This is a genomic window from Ochrobactrum chromiisoli, from assembly GCF_026241335.1.
GTDB classification, from domain to species: Bacteria; Pseudomonadota; Alphaproteobacteria; order Rhizobiales; family Rhizobiaceae; genus Brucella; species Brucella chromiisoli.
Window position 1 is genome coordinate 70,326 of the sequence record NZ_JAPHAV010000014.1, and the last position, 15,712, is coordinate 86,037.

Consider the following 15,712-nt stretch of genomic DNA (forward strand, 5'->3'; position numbering starts at 1 on the left):
CAACACTGTGCGCCGGTTGAAACCTTTAACAACTCAGAGCATTCAATCGCCATAGCCAGTCAGCATTCTTTGCCTCGTTTCAGACTGAAATTAGCAATTGGCACCGGGCGTCCAAACAGCCAACCCTGACCGACAGCATCCGGGTGGAGCTTTAACACATAAGCGGCCTGCTCCGGCTTTTCGATCCCCTCGACAACAATCTTCAAGTCGAGGCGGCGCGCAATGCTACAGATATTCTCGACAATTTCAGCGCTGACTGCCTCTGTTCCAATTGCCTGCGTAAACATTTTATCGATCTTAATACCGCTGATTGGAAGCTTTGCCAGATAAGCGAGATTGGAATAGCCTGTTCCAAAATCATCAATGAAAAACTCGTAACCACTCTCTCGAAACGACTTCATCTTTTCAATGAGATGGCTATGATGTGCCGTTGAACGTTCTGTCACTTCCAAAATGATCTGGCATGGTGACAAGCCATGGCGCTTCACTTCATTTTCCAGAAAAACACGCAATTCAGTGTCGAGAACATCTTCCGCAGACACATTGATACTCAAATAAAAATTGCCATTATTTTTCAAAAAAGGCTGCATCTCTTTCAGCGCATTGCGTATGATAAGACGCGTTACATCCCCGATGATACCAAGCTTTTCGGCGATCGGAATGAAAACGTCCGGTGAAATGGAGTTATGGAGATCATCAAGCAAGCGCGCCAGCACCTCAGCGCCAATCACTTTCTCATCATGCAGCCTTACCAGTGGCTGATAAACAACACTCATGCGTTCCGTAGCAATTGACCGCTTTATCTGCTGAGGCAGTGATGCATATCCCCGCCGCCAGCGAACCGCAGCAAGCCCCCCTCCTCCACCAACCAGTGCCCCAAAGCCTGCAATTGCCAGCAATACGCCAACCGGCTGCTGTAACACGCTGACCCCGGTAAGACTTGCAATAACACAGATATCAAAATCGTCATCGCATCGCGAAACAAGACGGCGAGACCTTAAATCATACCATGCAAGCTGGTGCGGCATATCCGTCTGCAGATGACTGACATCACCAAATGAACGATAGATGTAATGGCCGTCGCGGCTGATCACATGTGCACTCAAATTTGCATCTGCTTTCTCGTGTAGAGCGAATGCAATCGGCGATGTGAAGACGATGGCTGATCCCCTCGCGACCATATCCACATTGCCGGAGTGCTTGCCTATATTGGATGCATTCGCCCACAAATGATGTCCATTATCCACCACGCGATCTGGTTGCGGCAAAACTTCCGGCGGAGAGAAACGCCCCCAGAGCGCCGTACAGATGATCCGGTTGTTTTCCACACGCCCAACATCACGTAAAAACGGTGCCTTAAATGCAAGACGGCGGATTTCTGTTAAATCCTCATCCGAGCACGGTTCGCGATCACTGCTATTGATTAAAGCAAGCGTATTGCGCCCATCATGGGCGACATCAACTGCATTGGACAGCACGTTATCGCGATAATCATTCAGTCGAGCATAAGACAGACGCACCAGCTCAATTTGGCCGAGCATAAGAGTAATTAAAATTCCCAGAATGGCCGCGAGCGCAATAAAGAGCCTGTCATTGCCATTACGAATGCTCAACATCAGGACTATTCCCCACGGCTATTGCGCTCAACTCTCTTATACAAAACCGGTGTCTGAATATTTAACAAAATCGACTATTTCACTAAATAAGCAAATATGTTAAATAATTAGATATAATTTCAATTTAAACTAATAAACATTTAAAATACATGATTATAATACGTAAATTAATTGAATATTTTCAATATATAAAACTTCTATAGTGATTGATATTTTTTAGTTGTTTATAGATATTTCACAGGGAAAAATCGATAAAGCCAGAACGACTGTATAAAAATTTAAATTATATTCGACAGTTGACGTCTGAAAACTTACCAATAAATTATCAGGCATGACCAAAATTGCGATCAATCAAAACTATCTCCTCGAAAAATTAGCGGCCCTGCTGGCAATTCCAAGCCCGACCGGCTTCACAGACGAAGCAGTGCATTTTGTTGCACGCGAACTGGAGCGGCTCGGCCTCGAAGTCATTCTGACGCGGCGCGGGGCGATCCGCGCACGTCGCAATGGAAAATCCCGTAAACCAGCGCGCGGTATTGTCTCCCATTTAGACACGCTCGGAGCGCAAGTTAAGTATCTGAAATCCAACGGACGGCTGGAGCTTGTTTCAATTGGCAACTGGTCGGCACGCTTTGCCGAAGGTGCGCGCGTTTCGATCTTTTCCTCCAAAGGTATCTATCGCGGTTCCATCCTGCCGCTGAAAGCCTCCGGTCACACCTTTAATGAAGAAGTGGATACGCTCCCTGTCGGCTGGAATTATATTGAGCTGCGCGTGGATGCGCTTGCCCGCAACAAGGAAGACCTGATCGAACTTGGCATTGATGTGGGCGATATTGTTGCCGTTGATCCAATGCCGGAGTTCATTGACAACGGGTTTATTGTTTCGCGGCATCTCGATGACAAGGCCGGCGTTGCCATCATGCTCGCTTCTCTTGAAGCCATGCAACGCCTGAATATTGAAACGCCCGTTGACACCTATTGGCTTTTCACGATTGCTGAAGAGGTCGGAGCGGGTGCTTCTGCTGTCGTTGTTCCTGAAATAGCATCGCTTGTGGCGATCGATAATGGCACAACCGCACCCGGACAGAACTCATCGGAGTTTGGTGTAACGCTTGCCATGGCAGACCAGACTGGCCCGTTCGATTATCACCTCACCCGGAAGCTATACGAGCTCTGCGGCGAGCACGATATCCCCGTGCAGAAAGATGTTTTCCGCTATTATCGCTCGGATGCGGCATCGGCTGTCGAGGCCGGACATGATGTGCGCACGGCGCTTCTGACCTTTGGTGTGGATGCCTCGCATGGCTATGAGCGCATTCATTTGAGCGCACTCACCTCCATCGCAAAGCTGAGCGTTCATTATGCAATGAGTGATGTCGAGATCAAGCGCGATGCTGAGGAAACAACCAAGGGTCTCAAGGGCTTCACCCATCAGACATCGACCACGGCTGAGCAGGATTTGAAGCCCGAAGACACGCCGACAGAATAGCCATTCAGGCGACGACATTGGCAAGGCGGGTTCATCCCGCCTTTTTCATGCGCGTAAATTAATTATGATAATTTATTGATAAACTCCATTTTCTCCCTATAAATTAACCCAGACAGACTTGCAGGCAAACATGGCCAAACGAAAGGAACCGCTGATGAAGAGGTTATTTCGCGCCGTTTTAACCGCGGCCACTCTGGTTCTGGGTTCAGCGACATTTCACGCTGGCGCGCAGACACCGCCCGATGTGCTGATTGTGGGGCAGATCGCCGAACCACAATCACTCGACCCTCATACGGTGACAGCAACCAATGATTTTCGTATCCTTGTAAACGTCTATGATGGTCTGGTGCGCTATAAGGATGGGACGCTTGAGATTGAGCCAGCGCTTGCGGAAAGCTGGACCATCTCAGATGACGGAAAAACCTATAAGTTCAAGCTGAAAGAAGGTATCAAATTCCACGACGGCTCCGATTTCAATGCCGAGGCGGTCAAATTCAACTTCGAGCGGATGCTGAACAAGGATCACCCTTTCTATAATACCGGTCCATTCCCGCTGTCTTTCAACTTTGAATCCATCGAAAGCGTGAATGCGGTCGATACAAACACCGTCGAATTCAAACTGAAAGAGCCGTTCGCGCCCTTCCTGTCAAACCTCGCCTATCCGACCGGCCTCATCGTTTCGCCAGCCGCCGTCGAACAATATGGCACTGAATTTGGTCGCCACCCATCGGGAACCGGTCCGTTCAAATTTGCTGAATGGCAATCCGGTCAGCGAGTGGTGGTTGAGCGCAATCCCGATTATTGGGACACGGCACCGACACTCAATGCGATTGTCTTCCGGCCTATCACCGATGCCAATACCCGCGTCGCTGAAATGATGGCAGGCGGTATCGACATCATGGTTGAGGTGCCGCCGGATAACCTTGCGACCTTCAAACAGGATGCGAATTTTGCTGTCGCAGAACAGGCCGGGCCCCATGTGTGGTTTAACATTCTCAACACGAAGAGCGGTCCGTTTGCAGATAAGAAAGTCCGTCAGGCCGCAAATTATGCAGTCAACAAACAAGGCTTGGTCGATAACGTCCTGCAAGGCTCTGCCACCGTTGCAGCCGGTCCGGTGCCGCCCGCTTTCAACTGGGTTAACGATACGACCGAGCCTTATCCTTATGATCTCGAAAAAGCCAAAGCCCTGCTTCAGGAAGCAGATCAGACCAATCCGGAATTGACCTTCTATGTCACGGAAGGCGGCTCTGGGATGCTTGATCCGATCAATATGGGTGCTGCCATTCAGGCCGATCTTCAGGCCGCAGGCTTTAAAGTGAAAATCGAAACCTACGAGTGGAACACCTTCCTTGGTCGTGTGAATTCCGGTCTTGATGGCAAGGCGGACATGGCCGAAATGGCATGGATGACCAATGACCCGGATACGGTTCCCTTCCTCACACTGCGCACCGAAGCATTGCCAGACAAGGGCGGGTTTAACTCCGGCTATTATTCCAATCCCAAAGTCGATGACCTGCTGGCCAAAGCGCGTCAATCAACGGATCAGGCGGAGCGCGGCAAGCTCTATGGCGAGATTCAGTCGATTGTTCACGACGATGCGCCATGGCTTTTCGTTGCCAACTGGAAACAAAACGCCGTCACCACCGCAGCCGTGCAGAATTTCAGGCTTCAACCTTCGTTCCTGCTGCATCTCAAAGATGTAACCAAGCAATAAAACATTGCGCCAGCAATCATGTGGCTGGCGCAAATTTGCCAAAGCCTTTGATGCAAAATATAAAGCGGAGGAGAGCCAATGCCAGTCTATATCCTCAAGCGGCTCGTCGCAGTCATTCCCGTGCTTTTCGGGCTATCGGTCATCGTCTTTCTGGTGATGGCATCAATTCCCGGCGACACCGCAACAGCCCTCCTCGGCTCTTATGCCACGCCGGAAAATGTCGAGCGGATCAACCGCGACCTCGGTCTTGATAAGCCGTTGATCCAGCAATATTTCATCTGGATCAGCAACCTCCTGCATGGGGATTTCGGGCGCTCCTTCGTGTTGAACCGCCCGGTGCTTGATGAAGTGCTGGAACGGTTTCATGCCACGCTCATTCTGGCAGGCGTTGCGCTCGTGCTCTGCACGATATTCGGGCTTTTCGCTGGCATCATATCCGCGGTTCGTCAGTTCGGATGGGCTGATCGCGCAATTACTTTCATCGTGCTTGCTGGCATTTCGATCCCATCTTTCTGGCTTGGGCTTCTGCTGATCTACCTCTTCGCGGTTCACTGGCGTTTTCTTCCCGCTTCCGGCATGTATGCGGTCTATGGCGGCGGTGATCTCAAAGATCTCATCTGGCACCTGATCCTGCCTGCTTCCACCCTTGCCGTGGTTGCGGCTGGTGTGATTGCACGATTAACGCGCGGTGCAATGCTTGAAGTGCTGCGGCAGGATTATATCCGCACAGCACGCGCCAAGGGGCTGAACGAGCGCCGCGTGATCTACGGACATGCCTTTCGTGCGGCCCTTGTCAGTGTCATTCCCGTTATCGGCATTCAGGCAGGCTTTGTGCTGGGCGGCGCGGTCTATATTGAAACCGTGTTTCAATGGCCCGGTATCGGCGCCATGCTAGTCAAGGCAATTTCGACCCGCGACATCCTGCTTGTGCAGGGCGGCGTGCTGATCGTGGCAGCCAGCTATGTGCTGTTTAATCTGCTTGCCGATGTCATCCAGACCATGCTTGATCCGAGGATACGCACATGAGCGCAGTTTCGGACACGCCTGAACGTCTGTCGTCATGGCAATTGCTGATGAGCAATCGCCTTGCAGCTTTTGGCTTTTTCCTGCTGGCACTGATCTGCGTTCTCATCCTCATCGTGCCCATCCTACCGCTGCCGAACCCGGATGCGACAGCACCCGCCAACAGGCTGCAACCCGTCTTTAGCGCGGGGCATCTTTTGGGCACCGATCAGCTCGGTCGCGATATTCTCAGCCGCCTTCTGTGGGGCTCTCGTGTTTCGATTGCGGTTGGCTTTGCAGCCACGCTGATTGCCGCAATCATCGGCTCAACCATTGGCATCGTTGCGGGTTATGCAGGCGGACGCACAGATAATCTGATGATGCGCGGCGTCGATATGTTGATGGCTTTCCCCTATATTCTGCTGGCGCTTGCAATCGTCGCAGCCCTTGGGCCGGGATTGATGAATGCACTTTATGCAATTGCGGTCGTCAATATTCCCTTCTTTGCGCGTAATGTGCGCGGCACCGCACTCGGCCTTGCCAATCGTGAGTTTGTTGATGCCGCACGGCTTTCAGGCAAGGGGCATATTTCAATTCTGCTCACAGAAGTGCTGCCAAATGTGTTGCCGGTGATTGTCATCACCATGTCGACAACGGCGGGCTGGATGATCCTTGAAACAGCCGGTTTGAGCTTTCTGGGTCTTGGGGCACAACCACCGCAAGCCGATCTCGGTTCTATGCTTGGCGAAGGCCGCGCGCAAATGTTCACGGCACCGCATGTCTCCATTGTGCCGGGCCTGATGATTTTTCTGATTGTCATCAGCCTGAATGTTCTGGGCGATGGCGTCCGCGATGTGCTCGATCCACGGCTTCGTTCCGGTGCATTGGCAAGACCCGGCGCACGAACCGCCATTGCCAAAAACAGAAGCGTGCCCAAAGCCGCGATGCCCGACGCAGCTCTGGCCGTTGAAAAACTCGAAACCGGCTTCGTCAACAATGGCAGCTACACACCGGCGGTCAAGCAAGTATCGCTGCATCTCAATCGTGGCGAATGCCTTGGCCTGATTGGCGAAAGCGGCTCTGGCAAAAGCGTGACAGCGCTTTCCATCATGGGATTGGTTGCCTCACCGCCTGGATTGATCCGCAATGGTGCCATCTATCTTGATGGGAACGACGTGCTGAATATGACGGAAACCGAACTGACTGCAACGCGCGGCAGCAAAGTTGCCTATGTGTTTCAGGATCCGCTGACCACGCTGCATCCGATGTATTCAATCGGCAAACAAGTAGAGGAAGCAATCAGCGCGCATAGCACGATGAGCGCATCCGAACGCCGAAGGCAGGCAATCGCTTTGCTTGAGAAAGTCGGCATTCCCGACGCTCCCGAGCGCGCAGACCATTATCCGCACCAGCTTTCCGGTGGTCAGCGCCAGCGCGTCGGCATCGCTATGGCGCTTGCCAACGACCCCGATATTATCATTGCGGACGAACCCACGACCGCACTTGATGTCACGGTGCAGGCACGTATCCTCGAATTGCTGCGCGATCTGCAACGCGAACGGGGTATGGCACTGTTGTTCATCACCCATGATTTTGGCGTGGTTTCTGAAATCTGTGATCGCGTTGCCGTTATGAAGGATGGCGAAATCGTTGAAACAGGCACCGCAAAGGCTGTGCTCGCAGATCCGCAGCATAACTATACCAAGCGGCTGATTGCCTGCGTGCCGGAACTGGGTCAGGGAGGGGGCTTTCACGACCGGGTTGCAAAGCTGTTCAATGATAAGCAGAGGGGTGTTGCAACATGACAAACGCAGCAATCAGCGTGCACAATCTGAGCAAAACCTTTGGTGGCGGACGCCCAATTTTTGGCAAACAGCGCCACACCGTCGAAGCGGTCAAGTCAGTCTCGCTTACTCTGGCACGTGGTGAAACCCTGGCCATTGTCGGCGAGAGTGGCTCCGGCAAAAGCACTTTGGCGCGCATGCTGGTGGGCCTGACAGACCCAAGCGATGGAACAATGACAATTGCCGGTCAGGATGCAAGCGCTCTTCGACGTTCCGGACCACGGGCTTTTGGCAAAGTTATTCAATATGTGTTTCAGGACCCGGTTGCTTCGCTTAACCCGCGCAAGACCATCCGACAAATCCTCGAAACGCCGCTGAAACTTCTTGGGGGGCTTGAGCAAGGCCAGCGCCAAAGGCGCATGGAAGAGCTGCTCGACGCCGTTCAAATGCCCAAAGACACCTTATCACGTTATCCACATGAGTTTTCCGGTGGACAGGCGCAGCGCATCGCCATAGCCCGAACACTTGCAGCAAATGCTGAAATCATCGTTCTTGATGAGCCGGTTAGTGCGCTCGATGTCTCGGTTCAGGCACAAGTGCTGCTGTTGCTTGATGCGTTGAAACAGGAATTTGGCCTGTCCTATCTTTTCATCAGTCACGACCTTGCGGTTGTTGAGGCGATCAGTGACCGCGTGGCTGTGATGTATTATGGGAAAATAGTCGAGGAAGCCACGGCGGAAGACCTTTTTACCAACCCGCAACATGCCTATACACGTCAGCTTATCGATAGCGCGCCGCGTATAAAAAGAGAGTAGCAAGGCATGGCCCAAAACAGCCGCACCAAACTTCATGCTGCTTCGCCAGGCAAAGCGAAGCGACGGCCCGAGGTGATTGCTGAGCGTATCCGGCATGTCATTCAGACAGAAGGCCTGCAACCCGGTGACCGGCTGCCGCAGGAAAAAGACCTGATTGACCAATTCAAGGCGGCAAAAGGGACAGTGCGCGAAGCGATGAAAGCGCTTGAAACCCAGGGCCTGCTGTTCACGCGGACCGGCCCAGGCGGCGGTGTTTTCGTAGCCGAACCATCGGCGGAACATGCTATGGAAATGCTGGGACATTATTTTTTCTTCGATCAACCGGGTCTTGAAGAGATTTATGCCATACGCAAGCTGCTTGAGCCGGAAATTGCGGCATCGCTTGCAGGCAAGCTGGACAGTTCCGATCTGGAAAGGCTGGAAAGCACGATGCGGTTTTACGACCGCGCGCCGAAAAATCTTGATGATCAGTTTCAGCAGCGCGTAGCAGAGCTCGATTTTCACAGCGAGCTTGCACAACGTTGCCCCAACCGGCTTCTCGGATTTATCTGCCGCCTTACCCATAAGCTGCTGCGTGATATGCCCCTCGCCCGCGCAATTTATGCCGATCCCACACCCAGCTCGCGCGAGGAAGGCCTGTTGTTTCAGCATCGCCTTTTGGCATCTTTGATTGAAAACCGCCCCGAAGATGCGCGCAAAATAGCCCTAGAACACATGATTTCAGCCGAAGAATACATGATTTCCAAGGCAAAACTGCTGTCAAAAAGCCAAAATCCGTAAAAAGCAAAAATTTCGGAACCATCCCGGCGCACGCGCATTAGCAATATGTGCAGGCCGTCGATACACTCATACGACGGCCTCATTTGTTGTTACTACAATGGAGGTTTCGACCCTTTTTATGTGTGGAATTTGCGGAGAAGTCAGGTTCGATGGTGCAACACCATCGGTTTCGGCAATCTCGAAAATGGCAGACTGCCTTGCGCCCAGAGGTCCAGATGCATCTGGCATCGTGGTGCGTGGTCATGTCGGTTTCGGACATCGGCGATTGCAGATCCTTGATCTGTCTGAAAAATCCCAGCAGCCCATGATCGACGCAGATCTGGGTATAAGCGTCGTCTTTAATGGGTGTATTTATAATTTCCGGGAATTGCGCACGGAACTTGAAGCGATGGGCTATCGCTTTTTCTCCGATGGCGACACAGAAGTGATCATCAAGGCGTGGCATGCCTGGGGCGAGGAATGCGTTTCGCGTTTTCACGGCATGTTCGCCTTTGCCATCCATGAGCGCGATACCGGCAAACTGATCTTTGCCCGTGACCGTTTTGGCATCAAGCCGCTCTACCTTGCGCAAGTCAATGGCGCATTGCGCTTTGCATCAACGCTTCCAGCGCTGGTTAAGGCTGGTGGCATCGACACGTCAATCGACCGCGCAGCCTTGCATAATTACATGAGTTTTCATGCGGTGGTGCCACCGCCGCGCACCATCTATAATGGCGTGCGCAAGCTGCCAGCAGCCACCATTCGCGTTTATCAGGCCAATGGTGAATTTCGCGACCGTATCTACTGGCAGCCCCCGCACAGCCGTCGGCCAAGCGACAACGCCATCAGCCGTGAAGAATGGCAAGAGCAGCTTCTTGATAAATTGCGCTTGGCCGTAAAGCGCCGCATGATCTCCGACGTTCCGGTTGGCGTTCTTCTGTCAGGCGGTGTGGATTCGAGCCTGATTGTCGGCCTGCTTGCAGAAGCCGGTCAGGCCGGACTGATGAGCTTTTCTGTCGGTTTTGAAGAAGCCAACGGCGAAAAAGGCGACGAGTTCGTCTATTCCGACCTTATCGCCAAACATTTCGGCACAGACCATCACAAGATATTTGTCCCGTCTTCTGATCTGATGGATGCGCTTCCCGGCACCATTGCCGCCATGTCGGAACCCATGGTTTCCTATGATAATGTCGGATTCTATCTGCTTTCCAAGGAAGTCTCCAAGCATATCAAGGTCGTACAATCCGGTCAGGGGGCTGACGAGGTTTTCGCGGGCTATCACTGGTATCCGCCATTGGTCGACTCCAATGATGTGGTCAGCGATTATGCCAAGGCATTCTGTGACCGCTCGCATGATGTGCTTAAAACCCAGCTATCGCCCGACTGGATGACAGATCGCGACTATAGCCGTGATCTCATCGAAGAGCATTTGCTGCGCGATGGCGCTGATACGCCGGTTGACCGCGCACTTCGTCTCGACAGCAATATCATGCTGGTCGACGACCCGGTCAAGCGCGTCGACAATATGACCATGGCCTGGGGTCTGGAAGCGCGGGTGCCGTTTCTTGATCACGAACTGGTCGAGCTTGCCGCACGTATGCCACCTGAGGAAAAGCTGCGCGACGGCGGCAAAGGCATTTTGAAAGATGTCGCACGCAAGATCGTCCCAAGTGCTGTGATCGACCGCAAGAAGGGATATTTCCCGGTTCCGCAGCTTAAATATATCGCTGGCCCCTATCTCGATATGCTGCGCGATGCGCTTTCATCGCAAAAGGCGCGCGAACGCGGACTTTTCCAGCGCGATTATCTGGATCGTCTGTTTGCGAACCCGTCGGAGCACATCACACCGTTGCGCGGTTCAGAACTCTGGCAGGCTGGACTTCTGGAAATGTGGCTTCAGACGCAAGAGGCCTGAAATGGGGAGGCCTAAGATGAAAAAGACAAGTGAGGTTGACATGACCCGGCAGAAAGCAAGAGGGAGAAACGCTTTCTCGCACAGGCTGACAAGGCTGCGCACACCCGAAGGCGCAGGGTTTTATCAGGAGCATTCAAACGGCAACGCGCAGGGCGCGAGTGACACCACCAACCGCAATGTGATGCTTGATTGCGGTTGGGGCAGATTGCTTTTTGCACAAACCTTTGAAAGCAACGAGGCAATCATTGAGGCCTTGCGCGCCGAAGCACCGGCCAGCCGGGATATTCTGTTTTATGTCAGCGATCCGCATGTGCTGTTGTCACAGGCACCGCAGGAAATCTTTCTCGATCCATCGCACACTTACCGGCTTGATCTGTCCAATTATCGTGCCGGCGGTCGCCAGACGCGTGGCATCAGCATTCGCCGCGCTGTGTCGGAAATCGATGCAGACGGAATCAATGCCGTTTATGCGGCCTGCGGCATGGTGCAATTGCGCCCGGATTTCTTCTCATGTGAACGCGATAATCGAGCCGTCACCTATTTTGTTGCGCAGGATGACGCGAGCAGCGAAATTGTCGGCACTGTCACCGGCATCAATCACCAACGTTTGTTTAACGACAGGGATCAGGGCGGCTCACTTTGGTGCCTTGCCGTGCATCCGCAGGCGCGACAGCCGGGTATTGGCGAAAAGCTTGTGCGCAAGCTTGCCGAGCATTTTCAGGCACGCGGGCTTAATCACGTGGATTTGTCAGTGCTATACGACAATGACAATGCAATCCGCCTTTATGAAAAATTGAAATTCCGCCGCGTTCCGCTTTTCACGATCAAACGCAAGAACGCGATCAATGAAAAATTCTTTGCGCAACCGATCAACGCAATTGGCGCGCTCAACCCCTATGCGCGCATTATTGTCGATGAAGCGCTAAGGCGCGGCGTGCATGTCGATATTACAGACGCCAAAGGCGGCTTTTTTCGCCTGTCCCATGGCGGGCGTTCGATCCATTGCCGCGAGAGCCTTTCGGAAATGACATCGGGTGTTGCCATGTCCATCTGTGATGACAAGGCCGTCACGCGCAGAACCGTCGCAAAAGCGGGCCTGAGTGTGCCCGAGCAGATAGCAGCAAACGCCGAAGACAAGACGCTCGAAGCCTTTCTCGCAAAGCACGATAAACTGGTCGTAAAGCCCGCGCGCGGGGAACAGGGGCGTGGAATTTCAGTCGGCGTAACGACGATGAAAGACTTGCGCGCCGCCATCAAACAAGCACGCGAAGTGTGCGACCAGGTGTTGCTCGAAGCCTGTTTTGAGGGCGATGATCTTCGGCTGGTTATTATCGACTTTAAGCTGGTGGCGGCGGCGATACGCCGACCACCGCGGGTGATCGGCGATGGCAAATCCACGATCCGACGGCTTATCGAGGTCCAGTCACGTCGCCGTCTTGCAGCAACAGGCGGTGAAAGCCGGATTCCAATTGATGCCGAGACCAGACGTTGCCTTGAGCAGCAGGGGCTTACACTTGACGATATTCTCGCGGATGCACACGAAATCACCGTGCGCAAAGCGGCCAATCTCCATACGGGAGGCACGATTCACGATGTAACGGCAATGGTGCATCCGTCTCTCGTCGAAGCCGCCTGCAAGGCTGCCCGCGCAATCGACATCCCGGTTGTGGGAATTGATTTCATGGTGAAATCACCTGAAACGCCTGATTATGTGTTCATCGAAGCCAACGAGCGACCTGGATTGGCCAATCACGAGCCACAGCCAACCGCTGCGCGTTTTGTAGAATGCATGTTTCCGCAATTGCTCCATGTCCCCCAAAACTGGGAGCCAGCTTCGGGCGGATAAAACACCCAGGCGCATCGCACCGACAAGACCACGCTCTCAGCGAATGCGGTTCATTCTCGATGCCGGCTGTTTATGTTCCAATAATACAGTCGGCATCTGCGTGCTCATTTTACCAGTTTCATGGCAAGTGGGCTTCACACCGAGGCCATTGCTTTTCCAGATATTTTTGATGTTTTACTGCGAGCAGCGTCGTTTCAGATCGCAACTTAAATCCCTTAGAACAACGCGTATATGTATATTATATAATACTTAAATAATAACAAGTAAAAAATATTTTTTATACACAGATTGTTATTGAAATTAAAATACAACAAAAAATAGACCTAATCATTCAAAAAAATGGTCAACATCGTGACAGTTTTCATGATCTAGAGAGATTTTTATGAGCATCAAATCATATTCTTTTACTAATTTTGCTCTTTCGCGTCGGAATTTTATAAAAGCGAGTTGTGCTGCACCCTTTGCCGTGTGTGGCTGCGCCTCCCACAATGCCATGGCGCAGAGCCGCTTTTACGCTGAAGCTGTTACCACTCTGGAGGAATCTGTTGTTCCAGGCGACTACCTAAAAAAAGGGAAACCATATCGCAAAACGGCTGTCGATAACGGCTGGCCTATTATCGTGCGACAAGACCTGTCAGAAGCATTTGACGGCAGAGAGAAAAGCAGAAAAGCACTTGTTTCCTTTGTCCAGATAACAGACTTGCATATTATTGATGCCTCTTCGCCGGGGCATACCGCATTCATGCGACAGTATGCGGGCCCGAATGGTAACATTGACGGTGCGCCGCTGGTAAATGCGTGGCGTCCTCAAGAAACGCTCACAGTGCATGTGCTCGATGCGATGATCAGGCGTTTGAACGCTCTTTCTAAAGGGCCTGTTTCCGGGAGAAAGTTTGATTTTGCCATATCGACCGGTGACAGTGCCGATACGCGCGCCATGCACGAACTTGAAACCGTCTTGTCACTGCTGAATGGCGAATGGGCCGTCATGTCCGCCAGCGGAACGGAATATGTCGGCGTCCAGAGCAATCATGGCCTTTCCGAAGAAACTTACGATGTTTACTGGCACCCCGAACCCACATCCAATGGATATAAAGCCGATTTATGGAAACGGGCATTTGGTTACCCAGAAGTCGAAGGGTTTTTAGCGGCCATAAGCCAACCCGTAAAAGCAGAAGGTTTCAAAATGCCGTGGTATTCGGGCTTTGGAAATCATGACCAGCTTGACTATGGCGTTTTTGGCGCGGGAAATATCACAGATTTAATATCTGCACAGAGTGTCTCGAACCGGGTGATAACGGCCCTACCCAAAACGATGCCGCCTGAAATGTTTATTGGCGCAGTCACTCAGGGCACAAACGCGCAAATACAGGAACTGATGTCTACTCTGCCGACAATGGAGACGGTAGCGTCGATAAATCGCCGCCCTTTTTCAAAGGAAGAATTTATACAGAAACATCTCGATGCGGCAGGCGCTTACGGCCCCGTCGGCCACGGGTTTTCAACTGACAATCTAGCCCAGCAGACAGCCTACTATACATTCAATATGGCGGATGGCGTCATCGGCATAATGCTTGATTCTACCAATCCGAATGGCGGCCCTGACGGCTCACTTGATACGCCTCAGGCCGAATGGCTGGAACGCCAATTGACGGAAAATTCGTCAAAATATTATGCGACTGACGGATCAATCGTTAATTCAGCAAATAAAGACGCGATCGTTGTTATCTTCTCTCATCATAATTCGATTACATTTGATAATCTCAAGCGTGCGCCAGCTGGCCAGCCTGACAACACCCGTATCGGTGGAGCCGAGTTCATTGCACTGCTGTCCCGCTTTCCAAATGTTGTGCTCTGGGTGAACGGTCATACGCACTGCAACCGTATCTGGAGTCATTACGACCCCCGAAATAACCAGCACGGATTTTGGGAGGTTAACACCGCAGCACATATCGATTACCCACAACAATCAAGAACGATTGAAATTTTTGACAATCGTGACGGCACCCTATCAATCTTCGGCACAATTATAGATCATTCATCGCCTGATTCAATCATTCGCGAAGGCCCCCAAACGGCAGCGTCGCTTGCAGCACTGAGCCTTGAACTCGCAATGAATGATCCCGCGCTGGACAGAGCCTATCGACTGGGGGTACCGGAGGATTTAAATGTCGAACTCATCGTCAAAAAACCTTTCTAAAGTATATCCCAAAAAGTTGGAACCGATTTTCGGGCAAGATGCGCGTTAAAACAAATAATTAGAGCGCCGATCTGATCCAGTCAGATCAGCGCTCTAATCGCATTCATTGTCGACCTAAGCTGTCTAGGCACTTATTCAAATCGCCCCAAACAACCCTTTAACCTGATACAAAAAGCCAATTATCGTACCTCGGACATCTGTCATGCGGGACCGGTCAAGCCACTTAAATCATTAAAAATCCTCTATCTATTTATTTTCATAAGTATCTTGCATCACAAACCACCGCATACTCTACGAGATGATATAAAGTAAATAATTTAAAAAAAACTCATGTTCCAGATATTGACACAATCGATATTTAATTAATGAACGTCTATTATAATAGATACCCCTATTATTATACTATAAATTTTATATAAGTTATTAAAAAATTGAGGATTAACATGGCAGACCGTCCGATTATGACGACAAGTGCTGGTGCACCGATCCCGGATAACCAGAATTCCCTGACTGCGGGTGAGCGCGGCCCTATTTTGTTGCAGGACTATCAGCTGATCGAAAAGCTGGCA

At 51.7% G+C, this 15,712-nt stretch carries 11 protein-coding genes; 10 read left to right on the forward strand and 1 reads right to left on the reverse strand.

The window, feature by feature from the left end; all coding sequences use genetic code 11:
- Positions 1 to 59: 59 nt before the first annotated feature.
- Positions 60 to 1,616, reverse strand: coding sequence for an EAL domain-containing protein (locus OPR82_RS18990; protein ID WP_265986457.1), 1,557 nt, complete (start codon positions 1,614 to 1,616; stop codon positions 60 to 62).
- Between the two features lie 331 nt (positions 1,617 to 1,947).
- Here OPR82_RS18990 and OPR82_RS18995 point away from each other — a divergent pair, with 331 nt between their 5' ends.
- The 10 genes from OPR82_RS18995 to OPR82_RS19040 all read left to right on the forward strand — a co-directional run.
- Positions 1,948 to 3,105, forward strand: coding sequence for an osmoprotectant NAGGN system M42 family peptidase (locus tag OPR82_RS18995; RefSeq protein ID WP_265986458.1), 1,158 nt, complete (start codon positions 1,948 to 1,950; stop codon positions 3,103 to 3,105).
- Positions 3,106 to 3,259: 154 nt separating this feature from the next.
- Positions 3,260 to 4,822, forward strand: a complete 1,563-nt coding sequence (locus tag OPR82_RS19000; protein ID WP_265986459.1) for an ABC transporter substrate-binding protein — start codon at positions 3,260 to 3,262, stop codon at positions 4,820 to 4,822.
- Positions 4,823 to 4,900: 78 nt separating this feature from the next.
- On the forward strand, positions 4,901 to 5,848 hold the full coding sequence (locus OPR82_RS19005; protein ID WP_265986460.1) for an ABC transporter permease: 948 nt from the start codon (positions 4,901 to 4,903) through the stop codon (positions 5,846 to 5,848).
- Entirely contained in the window at positions 5,845 to 7,629 is a 1,785-nt protein-coding gene (locus tag OPR82_RS19010; RefSeq protein ID WP_265986461.1) for a dipeptide/oligopeptide/nickel ABC transporter permease/ATP-binding protein, read from the forward strand. The genes OPR82_RS19005 and OPR82_RS19010 overlap by 4 nt, the downstream gene beginning before the upstream one ends.
- Positions 7,626 to 8,423: an ATP-binding cassette domain-containing protein gene (locus OPR82_RS19015; RefSeq protein WP_265986462.1), complete on the forward strand. Its 798-nt coding sequence runs from the start codon at positions 7,626 to 7,628 to the stop codon at positions 8,421 to 8,423. The genes OPR82_RS19010 and OPR82_RS19015 overlap by 4 nt, the downstream gene beginning before the upstream one ends.
- 6 nt (positions 8,424 to 8,429) lie before the next feature.
- Entirely contained in the window at positions 8,430 to 9,203 is a 774-nt protein-coding gene (locus OPR82_RS19020) for a FadR/GntR family transcriptional regulator (protein WP_265986463.1), read from the forward strand.
- A 118-nt stretch (positions 9,204 to 9,321) separates the two neighbouring features.
- Positions 9,322 to 11,097 carry an N-acetylglutaminylglutamine amidotransferase gene (locus OPR82_RS19025; RefSeq protein ID WP_265986464.1) on the forward strand — a complete coding sequence of 592 codons (1,776 nt, stop codon included), beginning with the start codon at positions 9,322 to 9,324 and terminating at the stop codon, positions 11,095 to 11,097.
- Positions 11,098 to 11,113: 16 nt separating this feature from the next.
- The gene (gene ngg, locus OPR82_RS19030) at positions 11,114 to 12,943 is read left to right on the forward strand and encodes an N-acetylglutaminylglutamine synthetase (protein ID WP_265986465.1); all 1,830 of its coding nucleotides are present in this window, start codon (positions 11,114 to 11,116) and stop codon (positions 12,941 to 12,943) included.
- Positions 12,944 to 13,325: 382 nt separating this feature from the next.
- Positions 13,326 to 15,143, forward strand: a complete 1,818-nt coding sequence (locus tag OPR82_RS19035; protein ID WP_265986466.1) for a TIGR03767 family metallophosphoesterase — start codon at positions 13,326 to 13,328, stop codon at positions 15,141 to 15,143.
- Positions 15,144 to 15,586: 443 nt separating this feature from the next.
- Positions 15,587 to 15,712, forward strand: a 126-nt coding sequence (locus OPR82_RS19040; protein ID WP_265986154.1) for a catalase, incomplete at its 3' end; no start/stop codon positions are given.

What these genes read in the sequence shown, in the direction of transcription:
- OPR82_RS19025 (WP_265986464.1), top strand. Translation starts at nt 9,322, where the DNA reads ATGTGTGGAATTTGCGGAGAAGTCAGGTTCGATGGTGCAACACCATCG.
- OPR82_RS18995 (WP_265986458.1), top strand. Translation starts at nt 1,948, where the DNA reads ATGACCAAAATTGCGATCAATCAAAACTATCTCCTCGAAAAATTAGCG.
- OPR82_RS19005 (WP_265986460.1), top strand. Translation starts at nt 4,901, where the DNA reads ATGCCAGTCTATATCCTCAAGCGGCTCGTCGCAGTCATTCCCGTGCTT.
- OPR82_RS19015 (WP_265986462.1), top strand. Translation starts at nt 7,626, where the DNA reads ATGACAAACGCAGCAATCAGCGTGCACAATCTGAGCAAAACCTTTGGT.
- OPR82_RS19020 (WP_265986463.1), top strand. Translation starts at nt 8,430, where the DNA reads ATGGCCCAAAACAGCCGCACCAAACTTCATGCTGCTTCGCCAGGCAAA.
- ngg (WP_265986465.1), top strand. Translation starts at nt 11,114, where the DNA reads ATGAAAAAGACAAGTGAGGTTGACATGACCCGGCAGAAAGCAAGAGGG.
- OPR82_RS18990 (WP_265986457.1), bottom strand. Translation starts at nt 1,616, where the DNA reads ATGTTGAGCATTCGTAATGGCAATGACAGGCTCTTTATTGCGCTCGCG.
- OPR82_RS19000 (WP_265986459.1), top strand. Translation starts at nt 3,260, where the DNA reads ATGAAGAGGTTATTTCGCGCCGTTTTAACCGCGGCCACTCTGGTTCTG.
- OPR82_RS19010 (WP_265986461.1), top strand. Translation starts at nt 5,845, where the DNA reads ATGAGCGCAGTTTCGGACACGCCTGAACGTCTGTCGTCATGGCAATTG.
- OPR82_RS19035 (WP_265986466.1), top strand. Translation starts at nt 13,326, where the DNA reads ATGAGCATCAAATCATATTCTTTTACTAATTTTGCTCTTTCGCGTCGG.